This window comes from Pedobacter petrophilus (assembly GCF_009674725.1).
Classification (GTDB): Bacteria; Bacteroidota; Bacteroidia; order Sphingobacteriales; family Sphingobacteriaceae; genus Pedobacter; species Pedobacter petrophilus.
In genome coordinates this window covers 20339-45108 of the sequence record NZ_WKKH01000028.1, presented here as the reverse complement: position 1 = coordinate 45108, position 24770 = coordinate 20339, and the positions used below count along the sequence as shown (strand labels likewise).

At 37.7% G+C, this 24770-nt stretch carries 22 protein-coding genes; 9 read left to right on the top strand and 13 right to left on the bottom strand.

All coding sequences use genetic code 11. From position 1 onward, the window contains the following. Nucleotides 1–17: 17 nt before the first annotated feature. Complete coding sequence (locus tag GJU39_RS16285) at nucleotides 18–1442, bottom strand: DUF3526 domain-containing protein (protein ID WP_154282046.1); 1425 nt, start codon at nucleotides 1440–1442, stop codon at nucleotides 18–20. After that, entirely contained in the window at nucleotides 1429–2874 is a 1446-nt protein-coding gene (locus GJU39_RS16280) for an ABC transporter permease subunit (protein WP_154282045.1), read from the bottom strand. The genes GJU39_RS16285 and GJU39_RS16280 overlap by 14 nt, the downstream gene beginning before the upstream one ends. An 88-nt stretch (nucleotides 2875–2962) precedes the next feature. Here GJU39_RS16280 and GJU39_RS16275 point away from each other — a divergent pair, with 88 nt between their 5' ends. Genes GJU39_RS16275 through GJU39_RS16260 form a run of 4 tightly spaced genes read left to right on the top strand, consistent with a single transcriptional unit; the run spans nucleotide 2963 to nucleotide 10636 of the window. Beyond that, nucleotides 2963–5164 (top strand): peptidase domain-containing ABC transporter, encoded by a 2202-nt coding sequence (locus tag GJU39_RS16275; protein ID WP_167515707.1) that lies wholly within the window; start codon nucleotides 2963–2965, stop codon nucleotides 5162–5164. Nucleotides 5165–5190: 26 nt separating this feature from the next. Next, nucleotides 5191–7863 (top strand): lantibiotic dehydratase, encoded by a 2673-nt coding sequence (locus GJU39_RS16270; protein ID WP_154282043.1) that lies wholly within the window; start codon nucleotides 5191–5193, stop codon nucleotides 7861–7863. Continuing rightward, nucleotides 7856–8737: a thiopeptide-type bacteriocin biosynthesis protein gene (locus GJU39_RS16265; RefSeq protein WP_154282042.1), complete on the top strand. Its 882-nt coding sequence runs from the start codon at nucleotides 7856–7858 to the stop codon at nucleotides 8735–8737. Before GJU39_RS16270 ends, GJU39_RS16265 begins: the two co-directional genes overlap by 8 nt. A gap of 3 nt (nucleotides 8738–8740) precedes the next feature. Continuing rightward, complete coding sequence (locus tag GJU39_RS16260; RefSeq protein WP_154282041.1) at nucleotides 8741–10636, top strand: lanthionine synthetase LanC family protein; 1896 nt, start codon at nucleotides 8741–8743, stop codon at nucleotides 10634–10636. Nucleotides 10637–10674: 38 nt separating this feature from the next. Here GJU39_RS16260 and GJU39_RS16255 read toward each other — a convergent pair whose 3' ends face one another. From GJU39_RS16255 to GJU39_RS16240, 4 genes are all read right to left on the bottom strand, one after another. Next, a complete protein-coding gene (locus GJU39_RS16255; RefSeq protein WP_154282040.1) occupies nucleotides 10675–10866 on the bottom strand; it encodes a pinensin family lanthipeptide in 192 nt (63 codons plus the stop codon). 225 nt (nucleotides 10867–11091) lie between these two features. After that, a complete protein-coding gene (locus GJU39_RS16250) occupies nucleotides 11092–11307 on the bottom strand; it encodes a hypothetical protein (RefSeq protein ID WP_154282039.1) in 216 nt (71 codons plus the stop codon). Between the two features lie 49 nt (nucleotides 11308–11356). Further along, the gene (locus tag GJU39_RS16245) at nucleotides 11357–11734 is read right to left on the bottom strand and encodes an SRPBCC domain-containing protein (protein WP_154282038.1); all 378 of its coding nucleotides are present in this window, start codon (nucleotides 11732–11734) and stop codon (nucleotides 11357–11359) included. A gap of 164 nt (nucleotides 11735–11898) precedes the next feature. Further along, nucleotides 11899–13089, bottom strand: coding sequence for an acyl-CoA dehydrogenase family protein (locus GJU39_RS16240; RefSeq protein ID WP_154282037.1), 1191 nt, complete (start codon nucleotides 13087–13089; stop codon nucleotides 11899–11901). Nucleotides 13090–13201: 112 nt separating this feature from the next. Between GJU39_RS16240 and GJU39_RS16235 the strand changes: the two genes are divergently transcribed. Both GJU39_RS16235 and GJU39_RS16230 read left to right on the top strand, forming a co-directional pair. Then, nucleotides 13202–13576 carry a dihydroneopterin aldolase gene (locus tag GJU39_RS16235; RefSeq protein ID WP_154282036.1) on the top strand — a complete coding sequence of 125 codons (375 nt, stop codon included), beginning with the start codon at nucleotides 13202–13204 and terminating at the stop codon, nucleotides 13574–13576. A gap of 1 nt (nucleotide 13577) precedes the next feature. Further along, on the top strand, nucleotides 13578–14993 hold the full coding sequence (locus GJU39_RS16230) for an FAD-binding oxidoreductase (protein ID WP_154282035.1): 1416 nt from the start codon (nucleotides 13578–13580) through the stop codon (nucleotides 14991–14993). Between the two features lie 155 nt (nucleotides 14994–15148). Here the strand turns inward: GJU39_RS16230 and GJU39_RS16225 are convergent, their stop codons facing one another. Continuing rightward, entirely contained in the window at nucleotides 15149–15637 is a 489-nt protein-coding gene (locus GJU39_RS16225; RefSeq protein WP_154282034.1) for an acyl-CoA thioesterase, read from the bottom strand. Nucleotides 15638–15704: 67 nt separating this feature from the next. On the opposite strand from GJU39_RS16225, the gene GJU39_RS16220 reads away from it, so the two are divergent. Both GJU39_RS16220 and GJU39_RS16215 read left to right on the top strand, forming a co-directional pair. Then, the gene (locus GJU39_RS16220; RefSeq protein ID WP_154282033.1) at nucleotides 15705–16139 is read left to right on the top strand and encodes an Hsp20/alpha crystallin family protein; all 435 of its coding nucleotides are present in this window, start codon (nucleotides 15705–15707) and stop codon (nucleotides 16137–16139) included. 176 nt (nucleotides 16140–16315) lie between these two features. Further along, complete coding sequence (locus GJU39_RS16215) at nucleotides 16316–17632, top strand: nicotinamide mononucleotide adenylyltransferase (protein ID WP_154282032.1); 1317 nt, start codon at nucleotides 16316–16318, stop codon at nucleotides 17630–17632. A 51-nt stretch (nucleotides 17633–17683) separates the two neighbouring features. Here GJU39_RS16215 and GJU39_RS16210 read toward each other — a convergent pair whose 3' ends face one another. The 3 genes from GJU39_RS16210 to GJU39_RS16200 all read right to left on the bottom strand — a co-directional run bounded on the left by GJU39_RS16210 (nucleotide 17684) and on the right by GJU39_RS16200 (nucleotide 19978). Continuing rightward, the gene (locus tag GJU39_RS16210; RefSeq protein ID WP_154282031.1) at nucleotides 17684–18196 is read right to left on the bottom strand and encodes a TPM domain-containing protein; all 513 of its coding nucleotides are present in this window, start codon (nucleotides 18194–18196) and stop codon (nucleotides 17684–17686) included. A 94-nt stretch (nucleotides 18197–18290) separates the two neighbouring features. After that, complete coding sequence (locus tag GJU39_RS16205) at nucleotides 18291–19313, bottom strand: S66 peptidase family protein (RefSeq protein ID WP_154282030.1); 1023 nt, start codon at nucleotides 19311–19313, stop codon at nucleotides 18291–18293. Between the two features lie 503 nt (nucleotides 19314–19816). After that, nucleotides 19817–19978 (bottom strand): hypothetical protein, encoded by a 162-nt coding sequence (locus GJU39_RS16200; RefSeq protein ID WP_154282029.1) that lies wholly within the window; start codon nucleotides 19976–19978, stop codon nucleotides 19817–19819. Between the two features lie 347 nt (nucleotides 19979–20325). On the opposite strand from GJU39_RS16200, the gene GJU39_RS16195 reads away from it, so the two are divergent. Beyond that, nucleotides 20326–21624 (top strand): DEAD/DEAH box helicase, encoded by a 1299-nt coding sequence (locus GJU39_RS16195; protein ID WP_342448218.1) that lies wholly within the window; start codon nucleotides 20326–20328, stop codon nucleotides 21622–21624. Nucleotides 21625–22045: 421 nt separating this feature from the next. Here GJU39_RS16195 and GJU39_RS16190 read toward each other — a convergent pair whose 3' ends face one another. From GJU39_RS16190 to GJU39_RS16180, 3 genes are all read right to left on the bottom strand, one after another. Beyond that, entirely contained in the window at nucleotides 22046–23326 is a 1281-nt protein-coding gene (locus tag GJU39_RS16190; RefSeq protein ID WP_154282028.1) for an OmpA family protein, read from the bottom strand. A 219-nt stretch (nucleotides 23327–23545) separates the two neighbouring features. Beyond that, nucleotides 23546–24211 (bottom strand): YdeI/OmpD-associated family protein, encoded by a 666-nt coding sequence (locus tag GJU39_RS16185; RefSeq protein ID WP_154282027.1) that lies wholly within the window; start codon nucleotides 24209–24211, stop codon nucleotides 23546–23548. Nucleotides 24212–24221: 10 nt separating this feature from the next. Continuing rightward, nucleotides 24222–24752, bottom strand: a complete 531-nt coding sequence (locus GJU39_RS16180) for an RNA methyltransferase (protein ID WP_154282026.1) — start codon at nucleotides 24750–24752, stop codon at nucleotides 24222–24224. Between the last annotated feature and the right edge of the window lie 18 nt (nucleotides 24753–24770).

Here is a 24770-nt window from a genome sequence, read left to right as displayed (position 1 = left end):
ATTGATGGTGATTGAATTTATAGTTCTGATTTAATTCTTATACTTAGTAACAGGCAGAAGGCAGATATAATCAGCAAGCCAAGGATGCCGATTATGATGCTTTTGTTCTTTCCTGCGGCCAGCAGCATTTCAAATTTGGGAAGATGATGCCAGTCTGTCAGGGTTAAATTTCTGTTATGAATAATATATGCTGTCATAAAATCAACCCAGGTTTTTTGAAATCGATTCACCTGGTTTTGATAGGACAGATAGTCTGTCAACCCAGTTTCTGCTATCGAATTGAGTAAATATTGAGTTTTCGTGGCAGGATTAATCCAACTTAAATTGTCGGAAATTTCATTTTGTTTTTGCTGATGCTGGTTATAATTTGCTATCGCTGTGGTCATTTTCTTTCCTAAAAGATCGTAATAGGCAACGAAGCGAACGGTGCTGTTTTCGCTGGTATCCGCCACACTTTTTAGCGTGTTATATTTAGGATGGTCAAGGTAAAACGTATCAATAAGCGCTTGTTTAGGCATTGACCAAATGGCTTCGCTATTTTCTCTCAAAGCAACGGCTTCATCAGTTTTCAATGGAATGGGGTAAGACAGGCGAACAAAAGCGTTGGTGATGGCTGGCAATACCAATAGGAAGAAGCACCAGGCTGACAATAAATAAAGTGCGTTCGATGCAGAATTCTGGCCAAGTCTGATTAATAGCAAACAGACTGAAAACCAAAATGCCAGATATGCAGTGATGGTAAAGAACCACAGCAATGAGGCTGTTAAATCAAAGGAATTAAGAAGTGCATCACTGGCAATTCCAATGGTACTCAGCAACCAGGCCAATAAAGCAACCACTGTAAAACGAAAGCCGAGTTTATAAATAATGATGCGTTTAAAATGCTGACCCTGAACAGCCAATAGCCGGTCGGTTTGTTGTTCTTTCTCTTTTGACCAGGTATTATAAGACAGTGCTATGGCCAGTAAAGGAAGTAAATAAACGATAACATAAGCCAGATCGAAATTTCCCGAAGCAAGCATTTCCGGATTGGCAATTTCAGCATTGGATGCCTGAACGGCATTCCGTCGCCTGTTGATCACCTCATAATAAGGTAACAGATCCCGCTGACCCACAGAAAGCGACATTAATTTCGCCGGTCTATGTATTGCATTTAACGGATTTTGGTATTCAATTACAGATGGGATGCCTGCTTGCAAATAACGGAGTTTTCCTTCAGCGGTAGTCGTATCTGCTTTGAAATTTGTAGCAAGTTCATTAAATTTCTTGTGATAGGTTCGTTCCAGACTATCAATAGCCGTAAGTTGCTTTTGAGTGAAACGGTAACCATCATAGATGCTGTACAAACCTGTTAGAAAGAAAAAAGCAATTAGCAGCAAGAGTAATCGTTGTCTGCGGAGCATCCGCAATTCGAAAATAAATATGGTGTTAAGCAGGTTCATAATGTCGGGCTAGAGAACGTGAAGCAATAAAGTGTAATAATGTGGCGAGAAGAAGAATCCATCCGGCTATAGCGTATAAGGCAATCTTATTTAGTTGAATAACTTTAATAATAGGGGGGAGCCGATTATCGAAATTTTTTATTTGTGCAAAATATTGAGGGCCAACTGTGTATTCGCCTTCTACAGATTTGCTATGCCAGGCCAATTGCATATTTAGCTTTCTGATTAAGTGATTGCGGTAAGTTTGTGCTTGTTTGAAAAAATACTGCTGATGGTAATAGTCAGTGCCGGATAGCGCCATCGAAAACCGCTTTATAGATAGAAAAGGATTAAATATTCCGGCTATTGTGAGGAAATTCTGCTGTTTATCAAACTGTCGTTCTACTTGTGCCAAATAATGATTAAATACCAGGCTACGGTAATGTTCGTGATATTGCAGCGTTAAGCCTTCAATATTAAAAGGCAACTCACTAATGGAGTCTGCATGGAAATTTTTAAGAATATTTCTGACAAACCGATCGCCACGTTCTGCATAAGGATCATGTCCGTTTAGCCCCTTTCTATAGCCTTGTTCAACAAGATCAGTAAAAGCAGCACGAGACATGGATGAATAACTGCGATCGGCAATTCCGGTGAGTAATTTTGGCGAAATAATACTCATTAAAATCCAGCAGCTTAGTGCGGTTAAAAGGGCTTTTCCAGAATTACTACTCCATGCAGAAATTAGCGTACCCAACAAGGCAACGAACAAAAAATACAATAGAAAAGCTAATATTATCCACAGTAATCGGGAAAGAAGGATGGTAAAATCAGGCGAGATGAATAGCATAGAAAACATCAAAAGGAAGATTGGCAGAACCACTGCTACTATAAATAGGTAACTGGAAATTGCCTTTGCCCATATTAACCTGGAGGTGCTTAATCCTTGAGCCAGCAGCATTTTTAACGTTCCATTTTCTTTTTCTGAGGTGATGCTGGTTGAGGTGATGAACAAAATGAGTAGTGGGATGAGTAATTGCATAATTAAGGCTAGCGTAAGCCGGCCGAAACGCATGGAGCCATCATTTCCTATCGCATTCGCAGCAGCAGGTTCGTGTTGCACATGGGCTTCAATGCGATAGGTATTACCTGCATAATCGTCCAAGCCTGTATCAAAAACGTTTAGCAGATTAATTGTTTTGAAAAGATAAGTCCCGAAATGAGCGGCATCATGAGGGTTACGTTGCTGATGCTCCCATTGTTGCCTGAAAAGCATGTTCGCTTCTGTTCTTTGTTTATGCGCAGATTGATAATCTAAGAATGTACAAATTGTAGCGGCAATAAAAAGCGTCCAGATCATCACCGTAGAGATGAGCATCGTTTTGTTCCGGTAAACCACCAGCAATTCTTTTTTAATTAGCATTTGCCAGGTTGCAAATTCATTCTTTTTCATCTAAAAGATTAATTTAATAATGCATCAAAGTTGCATTATATTTTACATATTTGCAACTAAATTGCATTTGCTAATATTTAAATTCAGCATGGTTAAAGATTTTATCCGCAGGAGAAAGTATCCCTTTTATAAGCAGCCAGATGCCATGGATTGTGGTCCTGTTTGCCTTAAAATGGTTGCCGGCTATCACGGTAAAAGCGTTTCCATGCAACATTTGAGGAAGTTGTGCAAAATTGGAAAGCAGGGTACTACTATGCTCGATTTAATCGATGCTGCAGAAACAATTGGTTTTAAAGCCCTGGCTGTAGAATTGAAATATAATATGCTTCACAGGCTGCCAATGCCTTGTATAGTTCACTGGCAAAAAGAACATTACGTTGTGGTTTATGAAGTAAGTGATAAGTCGGTATACGTTGCCGATCCGGCGCTGAACAGTAAAATAATGTTAAACACCACAGAATTTTTATCAGGGTGGAATATTAACGATGGCGAACAGGTTGGCCGGGTATTGTTACTCGAAAAGACCAGTGCATTTGAAGAAATGGAAAGCAAACCAGATCATAAAACGTCCTTGTGGAATCTGCTTCCTTACCTGAAGTTACACCGCAAAGGTTGGTTTCCAATAGCGGTAAGTCTGGCACTGGCAAGCGGTTTCTCTTTAGTTATTCCACTCCTCACCCAAATGATCGTAGACAAAGGGATTCAAGGAAAAAACACCAACCTGTTACTGCTTATTTGCCTGGGGCAACTTATGCTTTTTACGGGTAGGATGCTGATGGATTTTGTCCGGGGGAGGCTTCTTTTTAGAATTGGTGCCAGAACAAGCATCACGATGCTAAAAGACTTTCTGGCAAAACTGATGAAATTACCTTTCTCATTTTTCGATAACCGGCAGGCTGGAGACAATATGCAGCGTGTAAATGATAATCAAAGGATAGAAGAATTCCTGACCAATTCACTGATCAATTTTATCTTATCAGCCATTACCCTGTTAGTATTAGGTGGCGTTTTGCTTCACTACAACTGGCAGATTTTTCTATTATTTATTGCAGGTGCCGGCATCAGCATAATCTGGTCTAACTCTTTCCAACAGAAGAGAAAAATTATCGATCAGAAAAAATTCAAGGTACTCTCTGCAAATCAGCAATTGCTTCTGGAGATTTTCTATGCCATGCAGGAAATCAAATTAACAGGCAGCGAAGAAGAAAAAAAACAGCTTTGGGAAGGATTACAGGATCAATCTTTCGACCTCAAACTGGAAGCTTTGCAACTCGATCAGCAGATGCAGGGCGTTGGCGCTTTTATTAACGAAGTGAAGAACGTCCTCATTACCTATGCGGCAGCTATGTTGGTGATTCATGATCAGGTAACATTAGGCGGAATGCTCGCCATCACTTATATCTGCGGGCAGTTGAATGCTCCAGTAAATCAGCTGGTAGAATTCTCAAGGGTTTCGCAAAATGCAAAATTCAGTTTATTGCGTATAGACGAGGTACAACAAGAGGCCGAAGAAGATTTCGGCGTAGAGGAGGGGTTAGCAGGAAATGGTCCGGTAGATATTTCATTAAATCAAATATCTTTCCAATACGGAGGCAAGCATAGCGCGCTGGTTTTGAAAAATGTTAGTCTGAAAATCCCGGCTGGAAAAGTAACGGCTATTGTGGGGACGAGTGGCAGTGGAAAAACCACTCTGATTAAGCTCTTGCTCAAATTTTATGCTTGTACTTCTGGTACTATTCACATTGGCCACCAAACCATCGAAACCATGAATGCCAGATCATGGCGAAAACATTGTGGCGTTGTAATGCAAGATGGATATGTTTTTATGGATACCATCGCCAACAATATTTTCGCAGGTGCTGAATTCAAAGATTTTAACCGTCTTCACGAAGCTGCTAAAATGGCGAATATGCATGCTTTTTTTATAAAAATGCCATTTGGATACGAAACTGTAGTTGGAAGAGATGGCTATGGTTTAAGTGAAGGCCAGAAACAGCGTTTATTGATCGCCAGAATGATTTACCGGAATCCAGATTATGTTTTTCTTGATGAGGCCACCAATTCTCTTGATGCACAGAATGAACTTTCTATTGTAAATAATTTAAATACTTTTTTCCATGGGAAAACGGTACTAATTGTGGCCCATAGACTTAGTACAGTAAAAAATGCTGACCAAATTGTAGTGCTTCAGCAAGGCGAAATTAAAGAAGTAGGCACGCATCAGCAGCTGTTGCAAATTAAGGGACATTACTATCACCTGATCAAAAATCAACTTGAACTTGGCCAATGATTTTCCATTAACCTATAAACTATTTTATGTCAATCAAAATATTCCCTTATTCATTAGTTCGATACGCAAATCTTAATCATGAGGTCTTCGGTCAACTTACATTCCTACAAGGTGGAAAATTGATAGAAGCGCATCATCATCATTTAAGAAGGCGAGAAGAACTAAAAAATATTTTATGCGATGCCTTGTTTCCAATCATAAGCGAACAAACTAACGATCAAATCAGGCAACAACTAATTAATATCAAACGGAAAATATTTAACAACAAAAGAATAGCTGCAGAGCAGTTGACGCTTCTCCAAACATTAAATTCCATCGCACTGTCTGAGTCTTTTGAAGCTTACTTTTTAAACGAAGCTTTGCTTGAAAATTTCTTTGAGGTTAATGAACCGCTATTTAACCGCGAAGCAGCGTTACACAGAAAAATTGTTCAGCAGATGGCATTAAAACCCGAACTGCAAAATGGATTAATGCTGTCTAGCCCGGTGCTCTACACACAATTGGCAGACTTTATAAGCAAAGACGCCGAAGGTTTTAAACAAAAAGAATTGCGAATGGAATTTAGTCTGTTGCGCTACCTCAGCCGAATGGCTTTTAAGACTTCGCCGTTTAGCAGTTTTACTTATACTGGCGTAATGACTACAGTCGCCAATCCCGGAGATTACTTCCGTAAAATCCATACTGTTCAGAGCCGTTTAAAATTGAATAATATTCTTTTTGAATACTTGCGTTCTGTACTCAGGCAACATCCCATATTGAACGAATACCTGTTGCTAAAAATTAATATCACCGCTGAAATCAAAGATGATAAAATTCAATTCCTGACCAATTTCAATAACATCGAATCCTTTCAGCAGTTAACAGCCAGGGGGCTGCAGTTATTGGTCCTCAATTACCTTCAAAATATCAATCAATCAGTCACTTTGGAGGCATTGATAATCTATCTATCTGCGCATGTGGAAAATGCCAGCCGCGAAACACTTAAGGCTTATCTAATGAAATTGATAAACACAGGCTTGTTTGAGTTAGGATTCGGCTTTTCCGGAATGGATGAAAATTGGGATGCGAAGTTATTGCAATTTATTAGATTGATACCAGATCAAAATCAGTCACTTAGTTCTTTAACCGATCTTTTTGAAACCCTGCAGATCCATCTTCAAAGCTATTCAACGGCTGAACCTATACAACGTTATCAAATTTTACAACGGGCAGAAACGGAGGTTAATAGCACTTTTCTTCAGTTGCAAAAAGAGGCAAACTTACCTTATTACACCAGTGCTGATGAGAAAAAAAACATTGTGCAGGAAGTAGACCAGAGTCAACATGTTTTTCAAACCAATAACTTTGTTCCATACTATTTCCCGGCCCGTAATATTTTGTTCGAAGACTGCTTCACAAGCCAAACGGAAGTATTGCCAGAGAAAGGAATAGCTGACTTTGTATCTAAAACAAATCAGCTTGCTAAATATTTGCTGCCACTGGATGTAATGAGAAAGGAGCGTATTAAAATGCGTGATTTTTATATCAAACATTATCCGGAACAGCAGAAAATAAAGGTAACGGAGTTTTATAAAGATTACTATTTTTATGTCAAAAAGCCCGAAAAAGAGCAATTGAAAGAAAATGCTCAAACATTAACTGATATCGCACTTTGGAAAACGGCTATTCTGGGAAAATTAAAACAGAATGATGTTTTAAATGGAACACGTAACCTGACTGCTGCTTTCTTTGCAGATTTGCCTGTTCAATCGAATCTTGGAATAATTTCAGCGGCAGGCGCGTTTGTTCAATTTTATCAGCGTGATAAACAAGATCAGGTTTATGGGGTAATCAATTCACTATTACCTGGCATGGGTAAGGTGAGCGGGCGGTTTTTGGCACTGTTCGATTCAAAAATACAGGAAGCACTGATTACTCAAAACGAGGCTACAAATCCGGAAGCAATTAAAGCCGAACTAAACGATGCATCAACTTTTAATGCCAATATTCATCCACCTTTATTAAAACATGAGCTTGCTCTTCCTTCGGGCAATAATATATATCCTGCAGATCAACAGATCAAAGCTGGTGATTTAATGGTTCGCCTCGATTCAGATACCAATGGCCTTATACTGTTGCTGAACGACCAGGAAGTTTACAGTTATGATCTTAGTTTGGAGTCCTTTTATAATCGCTCAAATTTATACCAGTTACTGGCTCACTTTAATCCTGAGGCCCGTATTTCACTTCAGCCATTTATCCAGTTAATAGATCAGTATGATCAGGGTAAATTTGGAGATCAGGAACCCGATGTTTATCAACTTCCCAGAATCGTTTATGAAGAGACTATAATTATCAGAAGAAAAACCTGGAGGATAAAAACTAGTGTAATTCCTGTTCAGCAGCCGGTGGAGACTGATTTTAACTATTTCATCCGTTTAAATAGCTGGTTTAACTTGCAGGAAATACCAACGGAAGCCTTTTTATTTTTGAGAAAACGTGCCTATCAAAACAAAGTTGCTGATGATGAAATTGCTAAAAAAGAAGGTTTGCATGATGATTATAAACCTCAGTATCTAGCTTTCGATAAACCGTTGTTTGTTAGCATGTTCAAACGGCTTTTAGCAAGGGCTGGAAATTACATCACACTGGAAGAAGTGCTCCCTGTACCAGGTTGGGATGGAGTTAAAGAATACCTAATTCAATGGTATAATGGATGATAAAACCGAACAATCTAATTACACTTGGCTCGGTCTTCACATTTATTATAGTGGAGATGCTGATGAGCTTTTGAAACGCGCTATCGCACCTTTCATAAATCAATGGAAAAATTATTTTTCTCCTGATTCACCATGGTTTTTTATCCGTTATTGGGAAGGTGGAAGCCACATTCGGGTTAGGTTTCATGCCAGTCCTGCTTACCATGAGCAGATTAAAGATTCTTTAAATACTGACTTTTTTCGATTTCAGCATGCTTCATTTAAAGTAGAAAAGGTTTTAACTGTTAAATATGATCCTGAGATTGATCGTTATGGAAATGAGACAAGTATGGCATGGGCAGAACAGCATTTTGCTGCGTCGTCAAGCTATATCTTAAACTGGCTTTTGATTAGGAATACCACCAGCCAAATTACTTTACAAGCCATACAACTTCATTTAATTCTATTGTTTTCAACCAAATTGAAGTCCGGGAATATCATTGATATATGCGATTTTTTTATAAACGGATGGTTGTCCAGACTTTACCGTCCTGAATTTTCCATAGAGAAAGAAAAGGAACATTGGCTCAATCAGTTTCAGGAAGCATTTTCATCCAGGAAAGAAATGATTTGTCTGGCTGCCAAATCTTTTTGGAACGAGTTGACTGAAAACGTTCTGAATGACGATTTAGTGAAATATAGCATGAGCAATCAGGAAGTTATGAATCAGTATCGAAACGCAGCATTCGGTGAGTCTAAATTCCAAGAAATCATTTCAAGCCTGATGCACATGACCAACAATCGCCTTGGTATTGCAAACCAGGAAGAGGCTTACCTTATGTACGTGGTAAAAACTTGTATAAAGTCTATTTATCGTGAGAATTATTCCAATTAATCTATGTTTACAATTGCTCAGATTGAAGTTTTTACGAATCATCTTAATGAAATAAAAGATGATCTGCTGCTAAATAAAAAGGAAACAACAGATGAAGTCTGGTGGCCAACGCCGTACTATGTCAATCCTGAGGAGTATGCCTTTCAAGAAAGCTATGACATTTTTAATGGCAATTGTGGCATTGCACTCTTCTTTCTTGAACTTTATCGTTTTGATCAAAATGAAACACATCTTGATTTAATCAGTAAGATGATGTGCAGAATAATGAAATCTGAAGCTGTTCTAAAGCCAAAATATTTTGCTTTGTATACCGGCATTGGTGGAGTAATTTACACTAACTTAAAGATTTTTGAAGTAACCGGATTGCAAAAATACCTTGATAACGCCTTGCGTTTGGCCTTATCCAATCAAAATCAACTTGGCAACGAACTCTTAAAAACAGATTTATTGAGCGGTTATGCAGGCAATTTACTTGTTTTTACGTTGCTTTATCACCATACCCAAAACGATGAGGTGTTAAAATCAATACACGTGCTTTTAAACCGGCTGGTTAAAGAAGCGCGTGTATCAAAGATTGGGTTAAAATGGGATTACAATCAGTCTAAAAAAGCGTATGATAGCATGGCTGGGTTTTCCCACGGTGCATCTGGTATCGCCTATTGTTTAATGCAATTGGGCATTTATTTTAATGCATCAGGCTTGTTGTATCTCGCGGAAGAAGCACTGGCATATGAAATGCAGTATTTCCATGCTCCAAATAAAAACTGGCTTGATCTGCGTATCGGGAACTATAACCTGTCGAAACCAGGTGCACACCTTTGGCAACTCGAAACCTTTGTTTCAGACATGAAGGGCGTAAACGCATGGGCACATGGAGCTGCAGGGGTAGGTTTATCAAGGAGTCTTGCTTATCAAATATTCCAAAAGAACATTTACAATAAACAGTATAATGACGCACTGGAAAAGTGTTTTTCAGATCTCGAAAATTTAACACGACCGGATTTCACATTGGTAAGCGGCTACACCGGAATGATTCCTTTTTTGATGGTTCATAGAAACAGGAGCGGAGTAACTGAAAAAATTAGTAAGTTAATTAATGGAGCCATCAGGCAATATCAAAAAACGAATAGCTACAGCGAATACCTTTCCTGTGGAGCGCATGATTACGGACTTTTTTCTGGGAAGACTGGTGTAGGGTACATGCTTATACAGGTGTTGCTAAATGATCAATCTGATTCGGTTGCAAAACCCACTTTGCCTAAACCTCGAAAAATAGTCAACCTGGAGGAACGATTTTCAGAAGTTAAAATCAAAAGACAAATTTTTTCATCTTATTATAAAGGAACAATTGAAAAGCTCCGTAAGGCAAAAATAAGTATTAACGCCCTTTACGAAGTAGAGAATATTGATAAATTTAATCATTCATTATCAACTTTAATAGGTCAACTGGAAGGGAATAAAGACGGAATTTTGCGATCATTCGATTTGGAATCAGAAATACTAAAGCTGTGGAAACTTCATAAAGGTTATTTCAGTTACCAGCAACAAAACCTTTACCGCAATAAAAAGGCGGACGAAGCCAATTTAAAACCTGATTCAGATTTAATGGAGCTGACATTAAAGCTAAATGATCATGTGAAATACTATAACGGTCATGAAAATCCTAACGGGTTACTTTTGTTTTGTAATGAGAATGGGGTTGAAGAAATAAAAATCGGAGTCTTTCCTTCCAGCATCCTTAAATTGTTGGTCGATAGCGAAATGAAAATATCCAAATTGATTGAAAAAATTGTCTATGAATATTTTAAGCAGAATGCTGAAAAAGCAAAAATAAGTCAAAAGGTTATTTTACAAATTCGGCTCCTGCTTAAAGCCGGCTTCGTGAGCTGTGTGGAATAAACAAGGCGCCGAATGGCGCCTTGAATTGAACTAATTAACTAGCAGATTACCGTGGTACATCTTACCGGTGGGGTATGATGGTCGTCTGTTTGTTCGGTATGCGTAGGTTCGGATACATTACCTAAACCACCTGATAAACGCATCGCAACTTCACTGTCGATACTGGTCACAAAACTTTCTAATTGAAGGTCTTCTAAATTCAATGTGATTTTTTCTGGTTGATTTTTCATAAAATAAGTGATTAAATATGATGCCTACTGGTGGTTACGAGGTTTCGGCTTATCCCCGGTTGCAACAGTGCTAAGATATGTAATTGCAACAATGTTGCAAAATTTAAATGATATATTTCGCTACATTGTTGCAAATAAATTCAGGCATACAAAATCCTTAACAAAAAATAGCATTTGCTTAATAATCTGACAAGAGAAAATGAAGTAATGGAAAGGATCGGTTAGCTATTTTCGCTTTCCGGAAGAGATAAAAATAAACGCGCCGGCAATTAGGACAATGCCGCCAACGTAAGGTGGCCAGGCAACTGATTTTTGTCTGTCGGCAGAAATTTGAATTGGACCAGCGTCTACTATTTTTTCTTTTTTAGTGTAAGAGAAGCCGGTCCAAACCAGCATGGCAATGCCAGCAATAATTAATACGAGTCCTACAGTTCTGTTCATGATTTCAGGTAATTGGTTAAAATCTAAACAGCGAGACCATGTTTAAGTTTTATTCGTAAAAAAAATCAACAAGGCCACCGATGTAATATTCTTCAATTCCTTCGGTAAATTCTTTATAATCTTCATCAGGAATATTCGTTTGTCTGAATTCCATCGAAGTTTCGTTTTTATCAGGATGAAGCTTTATGGTTACGATAGAAGGTTCTCCATCTTCTCCAAAATACCATTGTTGAACTATTTTTTTATTCGTTTCGAATTCCAGGTTTTTCCCAACAATATCGCCGTCCCAAAATGAAAATTCGGTACCCGGTTTTTCTTCAAATTCAACTTCAGCTCCCGTCCATAATTTGATGCTAATGTCTTTGGTAAGTGCTAAATAGACCTCTTCCGGTGAGGCTGGTATAGAAACATATTTTTTATAGTCCATTCTTTATCTTTATTTTTATGATTTCATGGTAATTGATCATGAAAATCAAATTAAGTCTTTTTTTTACGAAGATTTAAATAGAAATCCTACGCTACAATTCTTTAATATTGTCATCCTGGTATTTCTTATTTAATCCTGTTTAAATTTCTTTGAGCGTTATACGCTTATTTAAATGCATTAAGCCCTGTTACATCCATACCTGTAATTAGTAGATGTATATCGTGTGTGCCCTCGTAAGTTACTACAGATTCCAGGTTCATCATGTGGCGCATAATTGAATATTCACCGGTGATTCCCATTCCACCGAGCATCTGACGGGCATTTCTCGCAATATCCAGCGCAATCTCTACACTATTTCTTTTGGCCATAGAAATTTGTTCGGCAGTAGCACGGTTTTCGCTTTTTAGCATCCCCAGCCGCCAGACTAAAAGTTGCCCTTTGGTAATCTCAGTAACCATCTCCGCCAGTTTTTTCTGTTGTAACTGGAATCCTCCGATTGGCTTTCCGAACTGAACACGTTCTTTTGAATAACGCAGCGCAGTGTCATAACAATCCATCGCTGCACCCAATGCACCCCAGGCAATGCCATAGCGCGCCTGGTTTAAACATCCCAGCGGCCCTTTCAAACCACTAATTTCCGGGAAAACATTTTCTTTCGGGATTTTTACATGATCAAAAACCAGTTCGCCGGTTGCAGATGCCCTTAAACTCCATTTATTATGCGTTTCTGGCGTAGAAAAACCTTCCATGCCACGTTCAACAACCATTCCCCTTATTTTTCCTGCCTCATCTTTAGCCCAAACAACGGCAATATCTGCGAAGGGGGCATTGCTGATCCACATTTTAGCACCATTCAAAATATAATGAGATCCGGCATCCTTGATATTGGTCACCATTCCGCCCGGATTCGACCCATGATCAGGCTCTGTTAAACCAAAGCAACCCATCATATCGCCGCTAGCTAATTTCGGGAGGTATTTTTTTCGCTGGTCTTCACTTCCGTAAGCATAAATAGGATACATGACCAAGGAGCCCTGAACGGATGCTGTGGAACGGATACCAGAATCACCACGCTCAATCTCCTGCATCAGTATTCCATAGGCAGTATAATCTAAACCCGCACCGCCATATTCCACAGGAATGGTTGGTCCGAAGGCACCAATATCAGCTAAACCTTTAATTAAATGTTTTGGAAATTCTGCTTTTTGGGCATAATCTTCAATAATCGGACTTATCTCTTTTTTAACCCATTCTCTTGCAGTTGCACGAATCAGTTTATGCTCGTCCGTTAACAATTCATCTAATAAATAATAATCGGGAGCCTCGTAAAGGTCTTTTTTGGTTGATCTGCTCATTGTTGTTATGCAATCTGGTTAAGAAATACCGTTCATTTCAAAGGTAACAATTTACCGCAAGGGGCATTATATTCATGAATAAAAATATAATTTTGCAGCATACGAAATATTAATGAGCCATTTTAAACAAACAGTTGCTTTAAGAGACGTAAAATGCTTTGCCATGCATGGTTATTATCCTGAAGAACAATTGATAGGAAATCACTTTATTATCGATTTGGTTACCGAATTTACACCAAAGGGTTTTGATGATGAACTTGCACAAACCGTGAACTATGAGGATCTTAATTTGGTTATCCGGGAAGAAATGGAAAATACCCAAAAGCTTTTAGAAACCGTTTTAAAGAATATAATCTCAAAAGTAATTGAGCTTTATCCATTTGTAGATCTAATTGAAGCGAGCATCAGGAAATTAAATCCCCCTATGCCGGGGCAAATCGGACACTCATTTGTGAAACTTACTTATACTTCAACACCAGCTATTTAAAATGAACTTTACTAAAATAAATTCCATAGTCTTAGCAGAAATTAAACTTGCAATTGGTGCTGAGAAAGTATTTACAGATACTGAAAGTTTGGACAATTATAGTCATGATGAAACAGAAGATCTGCGGTATCAACCGGAAGTTGTCGTAAAACCAACTACTGCTGAAGAAATTTCTTTGCTATTAAAAATCTGCAATCTTTATCATATTCCGGTTACTCCTCGCGGCGGCGGAACAGGTTTAAGCGGTGCGGCATTACCAATATATGGTGGCATTTCTTTATCGATGGAAAAGTTCAAAGCGATTATTGACATTGATACGGAAAATCTCCAGGCTACTGTAGAACCTGGTGTCATTACAGAAGCGTTTATCAACGCAGTTGGAGAAAAGGGCTTGCTTTATCCGGTAGATCCGAGCAGTAAAGGTTCGTGTTTTATTGGAGGCAACGTTGCCCATGGTTCTGGTGGGCCAAGGGTGGTAAAATATGGTACCATTCGCGAATATATCCTAAATCTGGAGGTCGTTTTGCCTAGTGGAGAGATCATCTGGACGGGCGCAAATACATTAAAATACGCTGCTGGTTATAACCTGACGCAATTGATGATTGGCTCGGAAGGCACGTTAGGTGTAGTGACTAAAATTGTAACCAAGCTTTTACCTAAGCCTACCCAATCTGTTTTAATGATGGGTTCTTTTGCTACGAACGAAGACGCGTGTGCGGCAGTATCAGCAATTTTCAGGGCAGGTGTTACTCCTTCGGCTTTAGAATTTATGGAGCGGAAAGGAGTGGAGTGGGTGATTAAATTCGACGACATAAAATTTGACCTGAAAGATGATGTTGCGGCCCTGTTAATGATCGAATTTGATGGCGATGATCTGGATGATATTTTCAAAAACTGTGAAAAAACAAATATCGTTTTAGAAAATCATAATTGCGCTGAAGTACTCTTTGCCGATACCGCTCAGCAGAAAGAAGAGCTTTGGCGAATGCGCAGAACAATGGCCGAATCGGTGAAAGCAAATTCTGTTTATAAGGAAGAAGATACGGTGGTTCCCAGAGCTGCCTTGCCAAAATTAATCAACGGCATAAAAGAAATAGGAGCCAAGTATGGTTTTGAAAGTGTTTGTTATGGCCATGCCGGCGATGGAAACCTGCATGTAAACATTATTAAAGCCGGGATGAGTGATGAAGACTGGAAAAATAAATTACCGTTCGGAATCACAGAAATTTTTGAATTAACCACTGCGCTTGGCGGTACTCTATCTGGCGAACACGGTATCGGATTAGTTCAGAAACAATATATGCCCATTAAATATTCCGAAGTTCACCTCAGTTTAATGCGCGGAATAAAGCAGGTTTTTGATCCGAACGGGATCTTAAATCCTGGGAAAATTATGCCTGAACCCCCATCCCGTTAAAGAGGAAGTTGCCTTTCTATTGCTCAGGCAAACTTTAAAAAAGAGCTAAGTTATATCTTATGGGCTTTTTTCGCGATAGAATATTGCAGGCGCACACTTGTGATAATTTAAACCGCCAGCTTTTCCTTTTCGCCTGGAGTTTCTCCTTCAGAAAGTTAGGGAGTTAATTGCTCAAACCCAATCATTTTTTGTTTTTCTGCTGCAGGGATTGCAGTTGGGCGTTTGGTGGTATAATCAACAGCTATGCAAACCGTTTTGCCTTTACTACAAATTGTTTCTTCGTTGCCTTTTATCTTTACGATCTGATAATCCAAATCAAAGCTGGTTTCGCCAATTCGTGATGTTTTTACATGAATCGCAATTTTATCATTTGCAACTATTGGTTCAATATAATCTATTTCTGCATGTGCAATTACAATTCCTGTTTTCTGCCAATCCCATTTTATGATCTCTTCCCAATACTTGGTTCGGGCAATCTCCAGATAGGTGAAGTAAACTGAATTGTTCACATGACCCATCATATCAAAATCTATAAAACGAAGGTGAATGTTTGTTTTATAGTTGAATTTGTCGGAAAAACTTTTGATTTCTGCCAATTTGTCTTTTGATTTGGATTTATTTTGCCATAATGTCTTGAAAATCATAAATATTTGGTTTGGTATATAAGTTGATTATTAGGAATTATCAATTAAAAAATAAAAAATTAAAGATATGACACTTGTAAATTTCAACAACAGAACCCGCAACACCGCTCCTTACTTTAACAATGTTTTTGATTCATTGTTTAGTGATGCCGTAACTAAAAATAAAGCCGTGGATAAATCGCCAAACGTAAACATTTACGAAAATGAAACTGCTTACATTATTGAATTAGCTGCTCCCGGTTTAAGAAAAGAAGATTTTCAAATTAAATTAAAAAAAGATACCCTTTCCGTTTGGGCAGAAGTTAAAAAAGATGAAACCAGCGTAGCTAAAGATTTCACCCGTAAAGAATTTGACTATAGTTCATTCGCAAGGTCATTCAATTTACCAGATACTGCTGATGGAGAACGCATTACCGCCGAATACAAAGATGGTATTTTAACAATCAACATTAGTAAAAAAGACGATGCAAAATTACAGCATAAAGAAATTGTAGTATCGTAATTAAAATATTCCCGAAAGAGGGTTTTTCATAATAGTTTAGGTTTTAAAAGGTTAGCATTGGATAATGCTAACCTTATTTTTTATGAGTCGTTTGCTTGTTTATGATAATTCATCCGTTAGGTAAACTAATCACAAAATCCACGATTGATACTAATGATTTTTGTTATTTTTGCGGAATGGAAAGAGAAATTCTGGATACTAAACGTAAAGCATTAAAAATAAACCTCGACCCGCGTATTTACGGCACTTTCGCTGAAATCGGAGCAGGTCAGGAAGTTTCCAGAAACTTTTTTAATGCCGGCGCAGCATCAGGAACCGTTGCCAAAACCATGTCTGCTTATGATATGACCTTTAGTGATGCCATTTATGGAGCAGAAACCAACGGGAGATATGTAAGCCAGAACAGGCTTTTGCAAATGCTCGACCATGAATTTGGCTTATTAAATGAGCGGCTATCCGGTGAAAAATATGAACGTCGCACTTTCTTTGCTTTTGCAGATACCGTTACCACCTTAAATTATAAACGTACCAACGAACCCCATGGCTGGGTTGGAATCCGGTTCCAAAATGAACCTGGAGGCTTACCAAATGAAATTTTCTTTCATGTTCGTTTGCTGGATACCGACGTAAATATGCAGCAGCGTGTGCTGGGAATTATTGGCGTGAACTTACTTTATGCTGCCTTTTATCACTACCAGGATCCGAAACTGATGGTAGAATCGTTAGCAGATAACCTTACTATTGGCTCTGTAGAAATCGATTTAATTTCTGTTAAAGGCCCGGCATTTCCAGAGGTTAATAATATCTTGCTTAATCTTTATATGATTATGAAGGATTTTTCTGCAGCGGCGATTTTCGATTCAGATGCACATCCGCGTCAGGCTAAAGATTTGTTGTATAAAAAAGATATTATGATTTTAAGAACTAAATACGGTCAGAAATCATTACCGAACTTTAGTTTATTTAATAAAGCAACTGATCAGTTTAAGCGTACAAACGATGTGCAGGAAGGAAATCTTGCCGTAATGATTGAAGTTTTGTTAACCAATGTATTAACTGACGACAAGGATACTCCTGATGATATCGACCTGGAAACTGTTGCCAGAAGAACCCAGGAGATGTGCGATACCGGTAACATTGTTATCGTATCAAATTTTACCCGCCATAATCGACTCGCAAAATATCTTGCCCGTTGTAAACCTAAAAGTATTGGTTTGGCAACAAACATTAACAACTTGAAATTTGTATTTAATTCAACAAACTTCAAGGGAGATAACTATTCAGGCCAGTTGTTAAGTTATGTAAACGACATGTTTAATACCAATGTCCGTTTATTTGCTTATCCGTTCCTGGATAAAAATACCAGCGAGGTGATTACCACAGCGAACATGCCAATAACACCAGAAGCAAAGCCATTATTTGATTTCCTATTGATTAACGGTTATATTACTGATATTGAGGATTACGCCGAAAATGAGGTGAAAACGGTATAAGATCCGATCGATATTGGCTGATCTTATGTAAAGATACTGTCTTCCAATATCTTACTTCTTTTCCTTTACCGCAAGATTCTGATTAATTTTATCCATCAAGGCGCTAAGACCATTAAGTGTGGCCTGGTAATAATTTTGCTCCTCAAAAAGCTGAAACATTTCATCAGCTACAATATTATTGGCATCAGTTTCTGATAATATTTCTCCGATGCCATAATAAGAAGAACTGCTAAAGACTTTAATCCGTTTGTCCCATTTCGAGATCAGGATCACAATTCCAAAATATTGATTTCTGTTGGTTAAATCCTCATAATCTGCCTGCTTTAGCAGGTGCCATTTTCCGGCAACCTGATTCAACACGCCTTTAAAATCGTACTTCGATAGGTATATAGAATCAATCGTAATTAGCTTTAATTGAATTTTAGATCGATTTTGAAAGTTCTCAAGCAAACTATCCAGGGTTTTTAACTGATGTCCGGTATAGATATGCTCCATATCATTCGCCCACCGAATAGGCTTAGGGAAACTTTCTAAAGTGTGATCATTATCTGTTGAGATTTTCACTAAAGCATTTTTTGGAGCATTCTCCTGAGAAAAAACGTTTTGTAAATTTAATAGCAGAAAAAGTATGGTAAATAATTTCAATGGGCGTCAAAGGTTAAATTGTTCTTAAAATACATCCGGTATCTTTCACTTCTAAAACATGATTTACACCACACTTTAGCGCAAAATTATTTCGTTGGTGTCCAACAGGAAAATCAAAAACAACAGGATAAGTATATTCTTTTACTTTCTCCAGAACAATTTCATAAATTGTTTTTCCAAATTCTTCACCCGGATCATCAGGTTTAACCTTAAAACCACCCACAACTAATCCTTTCAGGTTTTTAAGTTTACCACTACGCTTTAAGTTCCAAAGCATTCTGTCAATACTATACAGGTATTCACCTGTGTCTTCAATAAAAAGGATTTTATCATGGGTATCAAGATCAGATTTACTTCCGGCAAGTGTTTCAATGATACTTAAATTTCCACCTACTAAAATCCCATCAACCTTTCCATACCTGTTATTTACGTTATGGACTGAAGTATAACCCATTTGTTTTCCCATTAAAGCATCCTTTATAGATAGGATGGTTTCAATTTGAATGGGCTCGGCCTTTGTCCAATCATCTGGAAAGCTATTGCACATTTTGGAATGGATAGAGGAGATGCTAAAGTTCCGGGTTAGATGACAATGTAACACCGTAATGTCGCTAAAGCCAATGATCCATTTTGGACGGCGGATAAATTTAGAGAAATCCAGCTGATCAATTATCCGAACCAGGCCGTAACCCCCTCTGGCACACATAATGGCGTTCAGGTTCGGATCATCAAGCATTTGTTGAAAATCTTTCAGCCGTTCTTCATCTGTTCCGCCATAAGTAAAATCCCGCTTTCCAATAGTAGAACCCACTTTGATTTTGAATCCCCAATTTTCCATTTGCAGAACAGAAGGCTGAATTTGTGCCGATGTAATGTATCCGGCAGGACTTGTAATTCCGATGGTATCGCCTTGTTTTAAGTAAGGTGGGATGTTAAAAGAAAGTCGCTTTTCTTCAGGGGTACCTGCAACACCTTTAAGCATTGGCATAGTAGCCGCTGCTGCAATAAATGCAGAAAGGAAATGTTTTCTATTCATTAAAATGTGAAACTTTGATCTTGCATACTAATATATCACTTTAAAATTTCGTACAAAAGAAAAGGGATTTATATCCATAAATCCCTTTTTTAAACCAAACAAATTAATCTGTAACAGATTAGTATAATGTGAATTATATAGATAACCGCCCACAGGGATAAAAAGTTTTTAGATTTCTTGTTTTTTAATGAGAAGAGGGGAATCTAAAAAGGAAACTGGATAAATCTCGCGCCAGGAGCGGAACCCTTGCGGCGCTCCATTTATAGCAACCTGCAATGATAAGGCTAAGTATTATTCTATTGATAATTTTAAACAAAAGTTAAGGCTATCCATCGCGGATAGCCTTTGCTAACAACAAAACAAATATAAGATAACCAAATCTTACCTGATCGAGCAGAATCAGGAAAAGTGCATATGAGAACACTTTGTAGTCAGGTAGTGGATTCGAACCACTAGGTAAGCTTAAAAAACTTAGCCTTCCAGTTAGTCAACCTGCTAATGTTTTAAATGGGTTTTAACGCTAAATAATCTTTTGAATCTTCGAAATGTTGTTGATTTATAATATCTTCCACAATTTCGTTTTGCCCTTCTAACCGCGCTGTATTTATTGGATAAACGAGGTTTTGATATTCATCAATGCTGGGGTACTGGAAATAGATCGACATGATTATTGCATTTAGTTGTTTGACATTTTGTTTAGTTAATGATTAATGTTGAACAAATATATCAAATACTATATAATATCTATAGAATTAGTAGTTATTATTTTTAATAATCATTTATGTTGTTGATTATCAGTTTAATAAATTGATAATTAAATTGGAGATGGTCTTGTTATTTTGTTTGTTGTCTGATTTTGTCATTAAATGACGATCATTAAAGTAACTAAAAATGGCACGAATTTCTCCATTTCAGACCTTTAAAGCGTTCATTTTAAATGCCTTTAATTCTGTTTCTTAAAAGCTAATTATTTTGAGGATATTTGTGCTTTCAAACATTAAAAAAATAAGTAGTGTCTTTAGATAAATTGAAACTTAGCAAACCACTTGTTGCGGCAATGACTGATGCAGGATTTTTAACTCCAAAAGAGATCCAGGCAAAAACCATGTCGCGAATTTTAGGTGGCCAGGATGTGATAGCAGTAGGACCGGAGGGATCGGGCAAAACAACAACTTATGTTTTGGCAACGCTGATGAAGTTGAAGTATGCTTTCGAAGAAGCGCCAAGAGCATTGATATTGGTTCCTGATGCCGAGCACGTTGATCATGTTTTGGAGCAATTCAAATTATTAAACAGAAATAAAACCTTCAGAATTTTGGGGATTGACAGTCGCGGGGCAGTCGATACACAAATGAATGAGATTACGGATGGATGCGATGTTATTGTGGCAGTGCCAGACAGGGCGCGTGCTTTATATCTAAAACTTGCACTCAACACCAATAAAATTCAATTATTCATCGTTGATAACGCTGAGTTAATCGTGAAAAAGGGATTGCAGCTACCTGTGGTAGAATTGGCAAACAGTGCTTATAAATCGCAGCATGTTGTCTTTACAGAAGTGATGCATGAGAAATTGAACCTCATGATTTCGCCTTTCATGAAGGAATCAACCACGACCATTGAAGTTGATGAAATTGGTGAACAACAGGCCGAAGTTTATCAGCAAATGTTATATCAGGTTCCGAATTTCAGAACGAAATTGAATTTGCTCACTTTATTAATGAACGATACTGAGTTTTTTGATAAGGCTGTTGTTTTTGTGAATACGCGCCTTACTGCTCAAACGGTTTATAAAAACTTCAATCATACCAACGATGAAGAGTATACCATCTACCGTTCGTTATTTTTCGATGATAAAGGCTATGATGATATCGAAGATTTTAAGGCAAATCCTAAATCAAGGGTTTTAATCGTTGCAAATGAGAATTTGGATGATTTAGATATTCAAGGCATTCCTTTCATTATTCATCTGGAATTACCGGAGCAAAAAGAAACATTAATTCAGCGAATTGTTAAGCAGGGCGATGAAGAAGTGGTTGCGATTACCTTTTCTACGGATATTGAATTGATAGAGGTTAAAAAGATTGAACAAGCAATTGGCCAGCGCATGGAGGTAATGGAATTGCCTGATGACTTAAAAATTGTTGATCCGGCAGCAAAGCCTAAGAAAAAGAAAACTGAGGAAGATGAAGATCAGTCTGAGCGGGGTGCAGCATTCCATGAGAAAAAGGCCAGCAATTTAAAAAACTATAATTATAGCGCAGGCACCAAAGCCAAAATGACTTATAAAAATAAAAAAGGATTATCGTAGTTGTTCAGCTTTTAAAGCTAAAGATTAAGTTCGCCATTACTTTCGCCAGATCGTGATTTTAAACCTCGCAGTTTCTAAAACCTGCGAGGTTTATGCCTTGTTTACCCGCCAGAATGATTGCTTCTTCGGTTAAAATCCTCCCCGCAAAGATGATTTATTTTGAAGCTTATCCACTTATTTATACCGTTATTCTAAGGGCAATCTTAACAATGACGGCTTTCCTCAGTGATGATATGACTTTATCCTTCTGCATTTAACGTCACTATTTTGTTCGGGATGATTTGATTTGAGAAGTTCATCGTAATATTTCAAGGGGTTAACATACAACGGATAATTTTCATGTGAAAAAATGAATCAAAAAAAAACTCCTCAGAAATTAATCTGAGGAGCTTTTCTAATTAGTCTTTTTTTTAATTATCGACTAGTATAATGTGAATTCTACACGACGGTTTTCTTGACGACCAGCTGCAGTTTTGTTTGTTGAAATTGGTTGATCAGGTCCGTAACCAGTAGCTTCGATTCTTGATGCATTGGCACCTTGAGAAACCAGATAAGCTTTTACTGATTCTGCTCTTTCTTTAGATAAACGTAAGTTTAATTCTCTACCACCAGTGTTATCTGTGTGACCAGCTAATTTTAAGCTAAAGTTTTTCTCTACTAATAAACCAGCAACACGGTTTAATGTAGTGTAAGATTTAGAACGGATAGTTGATTTACCTAAATCGAATTCTAAGTTAGAGATTGCATCTTTAACAACTTTACGATCTGCTTCCGTAATTACTCTTGTTTCTTTGATAACTTCACGTTGAACTTTGATAGGGCAACCTGAACCATCAACTACAGTTCCTGATCCTGTTCCCGGGCATTTATCAAATTTGTTAGCAACACCGTCATTATCATCATCAGCTAAATCTTTAGCATATTGATCTCTATCGCGTTGTGCATTTTGCTCAGCAGTAGATAATGCCGCTCTTAATTCAGCACTTTCTGCAGCACTTTCTTTACGTAAGTTAGCTAATGAACTATAATTTTGTAATTGTGGCTTTTCTTTACTACCCAATGCAAATTCTAAACCTGCGTGTGCATAAGCAAATCTGCTTTTTGGTAAAGATTCAGGAGATTTAAGAAAGTTAACATCATAACCTAAATCAATGTTGATTCCTTTTGCAACACCTAATTTAACACCGGCACCAACTGGGATAAACCATCCTTCTCTACTATTACTTTCGCTAACAATTGCGCCAGTTGTACTGTAATCAGATGACATATATCCAGCACCACCTTTTAAGTATGGGATTAAAACAGCATTTTCGTTATTGATGTTGATATTCGCAACATTAAAAACTGCAGTTAAAGCTCCAGACCATTCTACACTTTGTTGAAAATCGGTTGTTCCGTTTGTTGATTTAATGTTTCCTCTTAAGAAATCTGCCTGTAAACCTAAAGATGGTAAAATCTGTTTTCTAACATTTGCACCGTAACCGATACTTTTAAATTCTTTAGCTCTAACGCTTCCAGCACCGAAGATTGTGTTTGGAGAAAGTATTCCTCCGTGTACACCTACACTCCAGGTGCGGAAGGATTTTTCCCCAAATCTAGTACCCATTGTACTTGTTGCAGCTGGTGTTTCTTGCGCAAATAATTGTGATGATAATCCCAATAATGCAACCAACATTGCTGATTTTGTAATTCTCGTATTCATTTTATTAATTTTTGTATGATAGTGGTTAAACAGTGTTTACGTCGTTACTGTTTTGACTCTGCTAAGAAAAAACCTTGCCAAAATGAAAATATAGAGGCAACCGCCATCAAATCAGAAGATTAGATAGTTGAAGATTGTATATAATAAAGTTACATTAACGTTAAAGTATTGTTAAATAGTGTATGCTATTATGTACATATTACTATCTGGAACTAAAATTTAATCTTTAGCTGAAGGATTTTTCTTCTTGTTTAAGAGCATTTCAAGCGTTTTGTCTAACCTTAGCGAACGTGTTTTTGCTTGTTTTGCGGTGAGTAGCCATAATACGTACTCCTTTTTATGCGAGTATGCCAGTGAAGAGAAATAAGATGAAGCCTTTGGATGTTCAGCCAGTAGTGCAGCTAAATCTGCTGGTATTTTAACTGTTTTATTAACCTGATCTATGTATTCACCGTATTCATTTGATTTAATTTCCTCGTTTCCAAGTCCGGATTTTTTAACTTCAGTTCCAGGCTTCATTCTTAAGCCCGTCCAAACATCGTTTACGGCTGCTGATGCGCAAGGGGATATACCGAATACGGCTATGGATCTCCATGATTTCATTAAATCAAGATCTGACTGGATTTTTGAAGATTTTTTCGGATAGAAAATCCAGACAATCGTTTTCGCAGAAATTGCTTTTAGATACGATTCAATCTGATTGTGCAGCTGGGCATGACTTGTTGAAAAGATGATAATGGCATCAAAAACAACATGTGCATTATAGGTAACGGAAACGTCCGCTGGAATATCATTAAAGATATCAGCTATATTATCCGGCGCATTAATAATGTTGAGTTGATATCCTGGTTTAATTTGAAGCTTTTTTAGGAGAGCATTTTCCATTTTGAATCATTTACAGCCTCAATTTAGCAAAGAAATCCCAGAAAACAATGCCGGCTGAAATGACAATATTGAAGGAATGTTTGGTGCCGAATTGAGGGATTTCAATGCACTGATCTATTTTAGACATCACTTCATCACTTACACCATCTACTTCATTGCCAAAAATTAAAGCGTATTTTTTATTTTGATCGGGTGTAAAAGTATTCAACATGGTGCTATTTTCAGCCTGTTCTATGGCCACAATTTCGTAGCCATTTGCTCTTAAGTCATCAACGGCAGAAACAGTATCAGGATAGTGGACCCAATCAACCGACTGGGTAGCGCCCAAAGCGGTCTTCTCAATTTCCCGGTGGGGTGGCTGCGCTGTTATCCCGCAGAGCACTACCTTTTCTAAGGCAAAACCATCTGCTGTACGAAATATAGAACCCACATTATGCATACTGCGAACGTTATCCAACACCGCTACGACAGGTAATTTTTCCTGCGCCTTAAATTCTTCTACATCCGGACGATTTAATTCGTCTAATTTTAATTTTCTCATTGTCAAGTTTGCTGTGCA

Excerpts from the sequence above, each read along its gene's own strand:
- GJU39_RS16285 (WP_154282046.1), bottom strand. The coding sequence starts at position 1,442 with ATGAACCTGCTTAACACCATATTTATTTTCGAATTGCGGATGCTCCGC.
- GJU39_RS16280 (WP_154282045.1), bottom strand. The coding sequence starts at position 2,874 with ATGAAAAAGAATGAATTTGCAACCTGGCAAATGCTAATTAAAAAAGAA.
- GJU39_RS16275 (WP_167515707.1), top strand. The coding sequence starts at position 2,963 with ATGGTTAAAGATTTTATCCGCAGGAGAAAGTATCCCTTTTATAAGCAG.
- GJU39_RS16270 (WP_154282043.1), top strand. The coding sequence starts at position 5,191 with ATGTCAATCAAAATATTCCCTTATTCATTAGTTCGATACGCAAATCTT.
- GJU39_RS16265 (WP_154282042.1), top strand. The coding sequence starts at position 7,856 with ATGGATGATAAAACCGAACAATCTAATTACACTTGGCTCGGTCTTCAC.
- GJU39_RS16260 (WP_154282041.1), top strand. The coding sequence starts at position 8,741 with ATGTTTACAATTGCTCAGATTGAAGTTTTTACGAATCATCTTAATGAA.
- GJU39_RS16255 (WP_154282040.1), bottom strand. The coding sequence starts at position 10,866 with ATGAAAAATCAACCAGAAAAAATCACATTGAATTTAGAAGACCTTCAA.
- GJU39_RS16250 (WP_154282039.1), bottom strand. The coding sequence starts at position 11,307 with ATGAACAGAACTGTAGGACTCGTATTAATTATTGCTGGCATTGCCATG.
- GJU39_RS16245 (WP_154282038.1), bottom strand. The coding sequence starts at position 11,734 with ATGGACTATAAAAAATATGTTTCTATACCAGCCTCACCGGAAGAGGTC.
- GJU39_RS16240 (WP_154282037.1), bottom strand. The coding sequence starts at position 13,089 with ATGAGCAGATCAACCAAAAAAGACCTTTACGAGGCTCCCGATTATTAT.
- GJU39_RS16235 (WP_154282036.1), top strand. The coding sequence starts at position 13,202 with ATGAGCCATTTTAAACAAACAGTTGCTTTAAGAGACGTAAAATGCTTT.
- GJU39_RS16230 (WP_154282035.1), top strand. The coding sequence starts at position 13,578 with ATGAACTTTACTAAAATAAATTCCATAGTCTTAGCAGAAATTAAACTT.
- GJU39_RS16225 (WP_154282034.1), bottom strand. The coding sequence starts at position 15,637 with ATGATTTTCAAGACATTATGGCAAAATAAATCCAAATCAAAAGACAAA.
- GJU39_RS16220 (WP_154282033.1), top strand. The coding sequence starts at position 15,705 with ATGACACTTGTAAATTTCAACAACAGAACCCGCAACACCGCTCCTTAC.
- GJU39_RS16215 (WP_154282032.1), top strand. The coding sequence starts at position 16,316 with ATGGAAAGAGAAATTCTGGATACTAAACGTAAAGCATTAAAAATAAAC.
- GJU39_RS16205 (WP_154282030.1), bottom strand. The coding sequence starts at position 19,313 with ATGAATAGAAAACATTTCCTTTCTGCATTTATTGCAGCAGCGGCTACT.
- GJU39_RS16200 (WP_154282029.1), bottom strand. The coding sequence starts at position 19,978 with ATGTCGATCTATTTCCAGTACCCCAGCATTGATGAATATCAAAACCTC.
- GJU39_RS16190 (WP_154282028.1), bottom strand. The coding sequence starts at position 23,326 with ATGAATACGAGAATTACAAAATCAGCAATGTTGGTTGCATTATTGGGA.
- GJU39_RS16185 (WP_154282027.1), bottom strand. The coding sequence starts at position 24,211 with ATGGAAAATGCTCTCCTAAAAAAGCTTCAAATTAAACCAGGATATCAA.
- GJU39_RS16180 (WP_154282026.1), bottom strand. The coding sequence starts at position 24,752 with ATGAGAAAATTAAAATTAGACGAATTAAATCGTCCGGATGTAGAAGAA.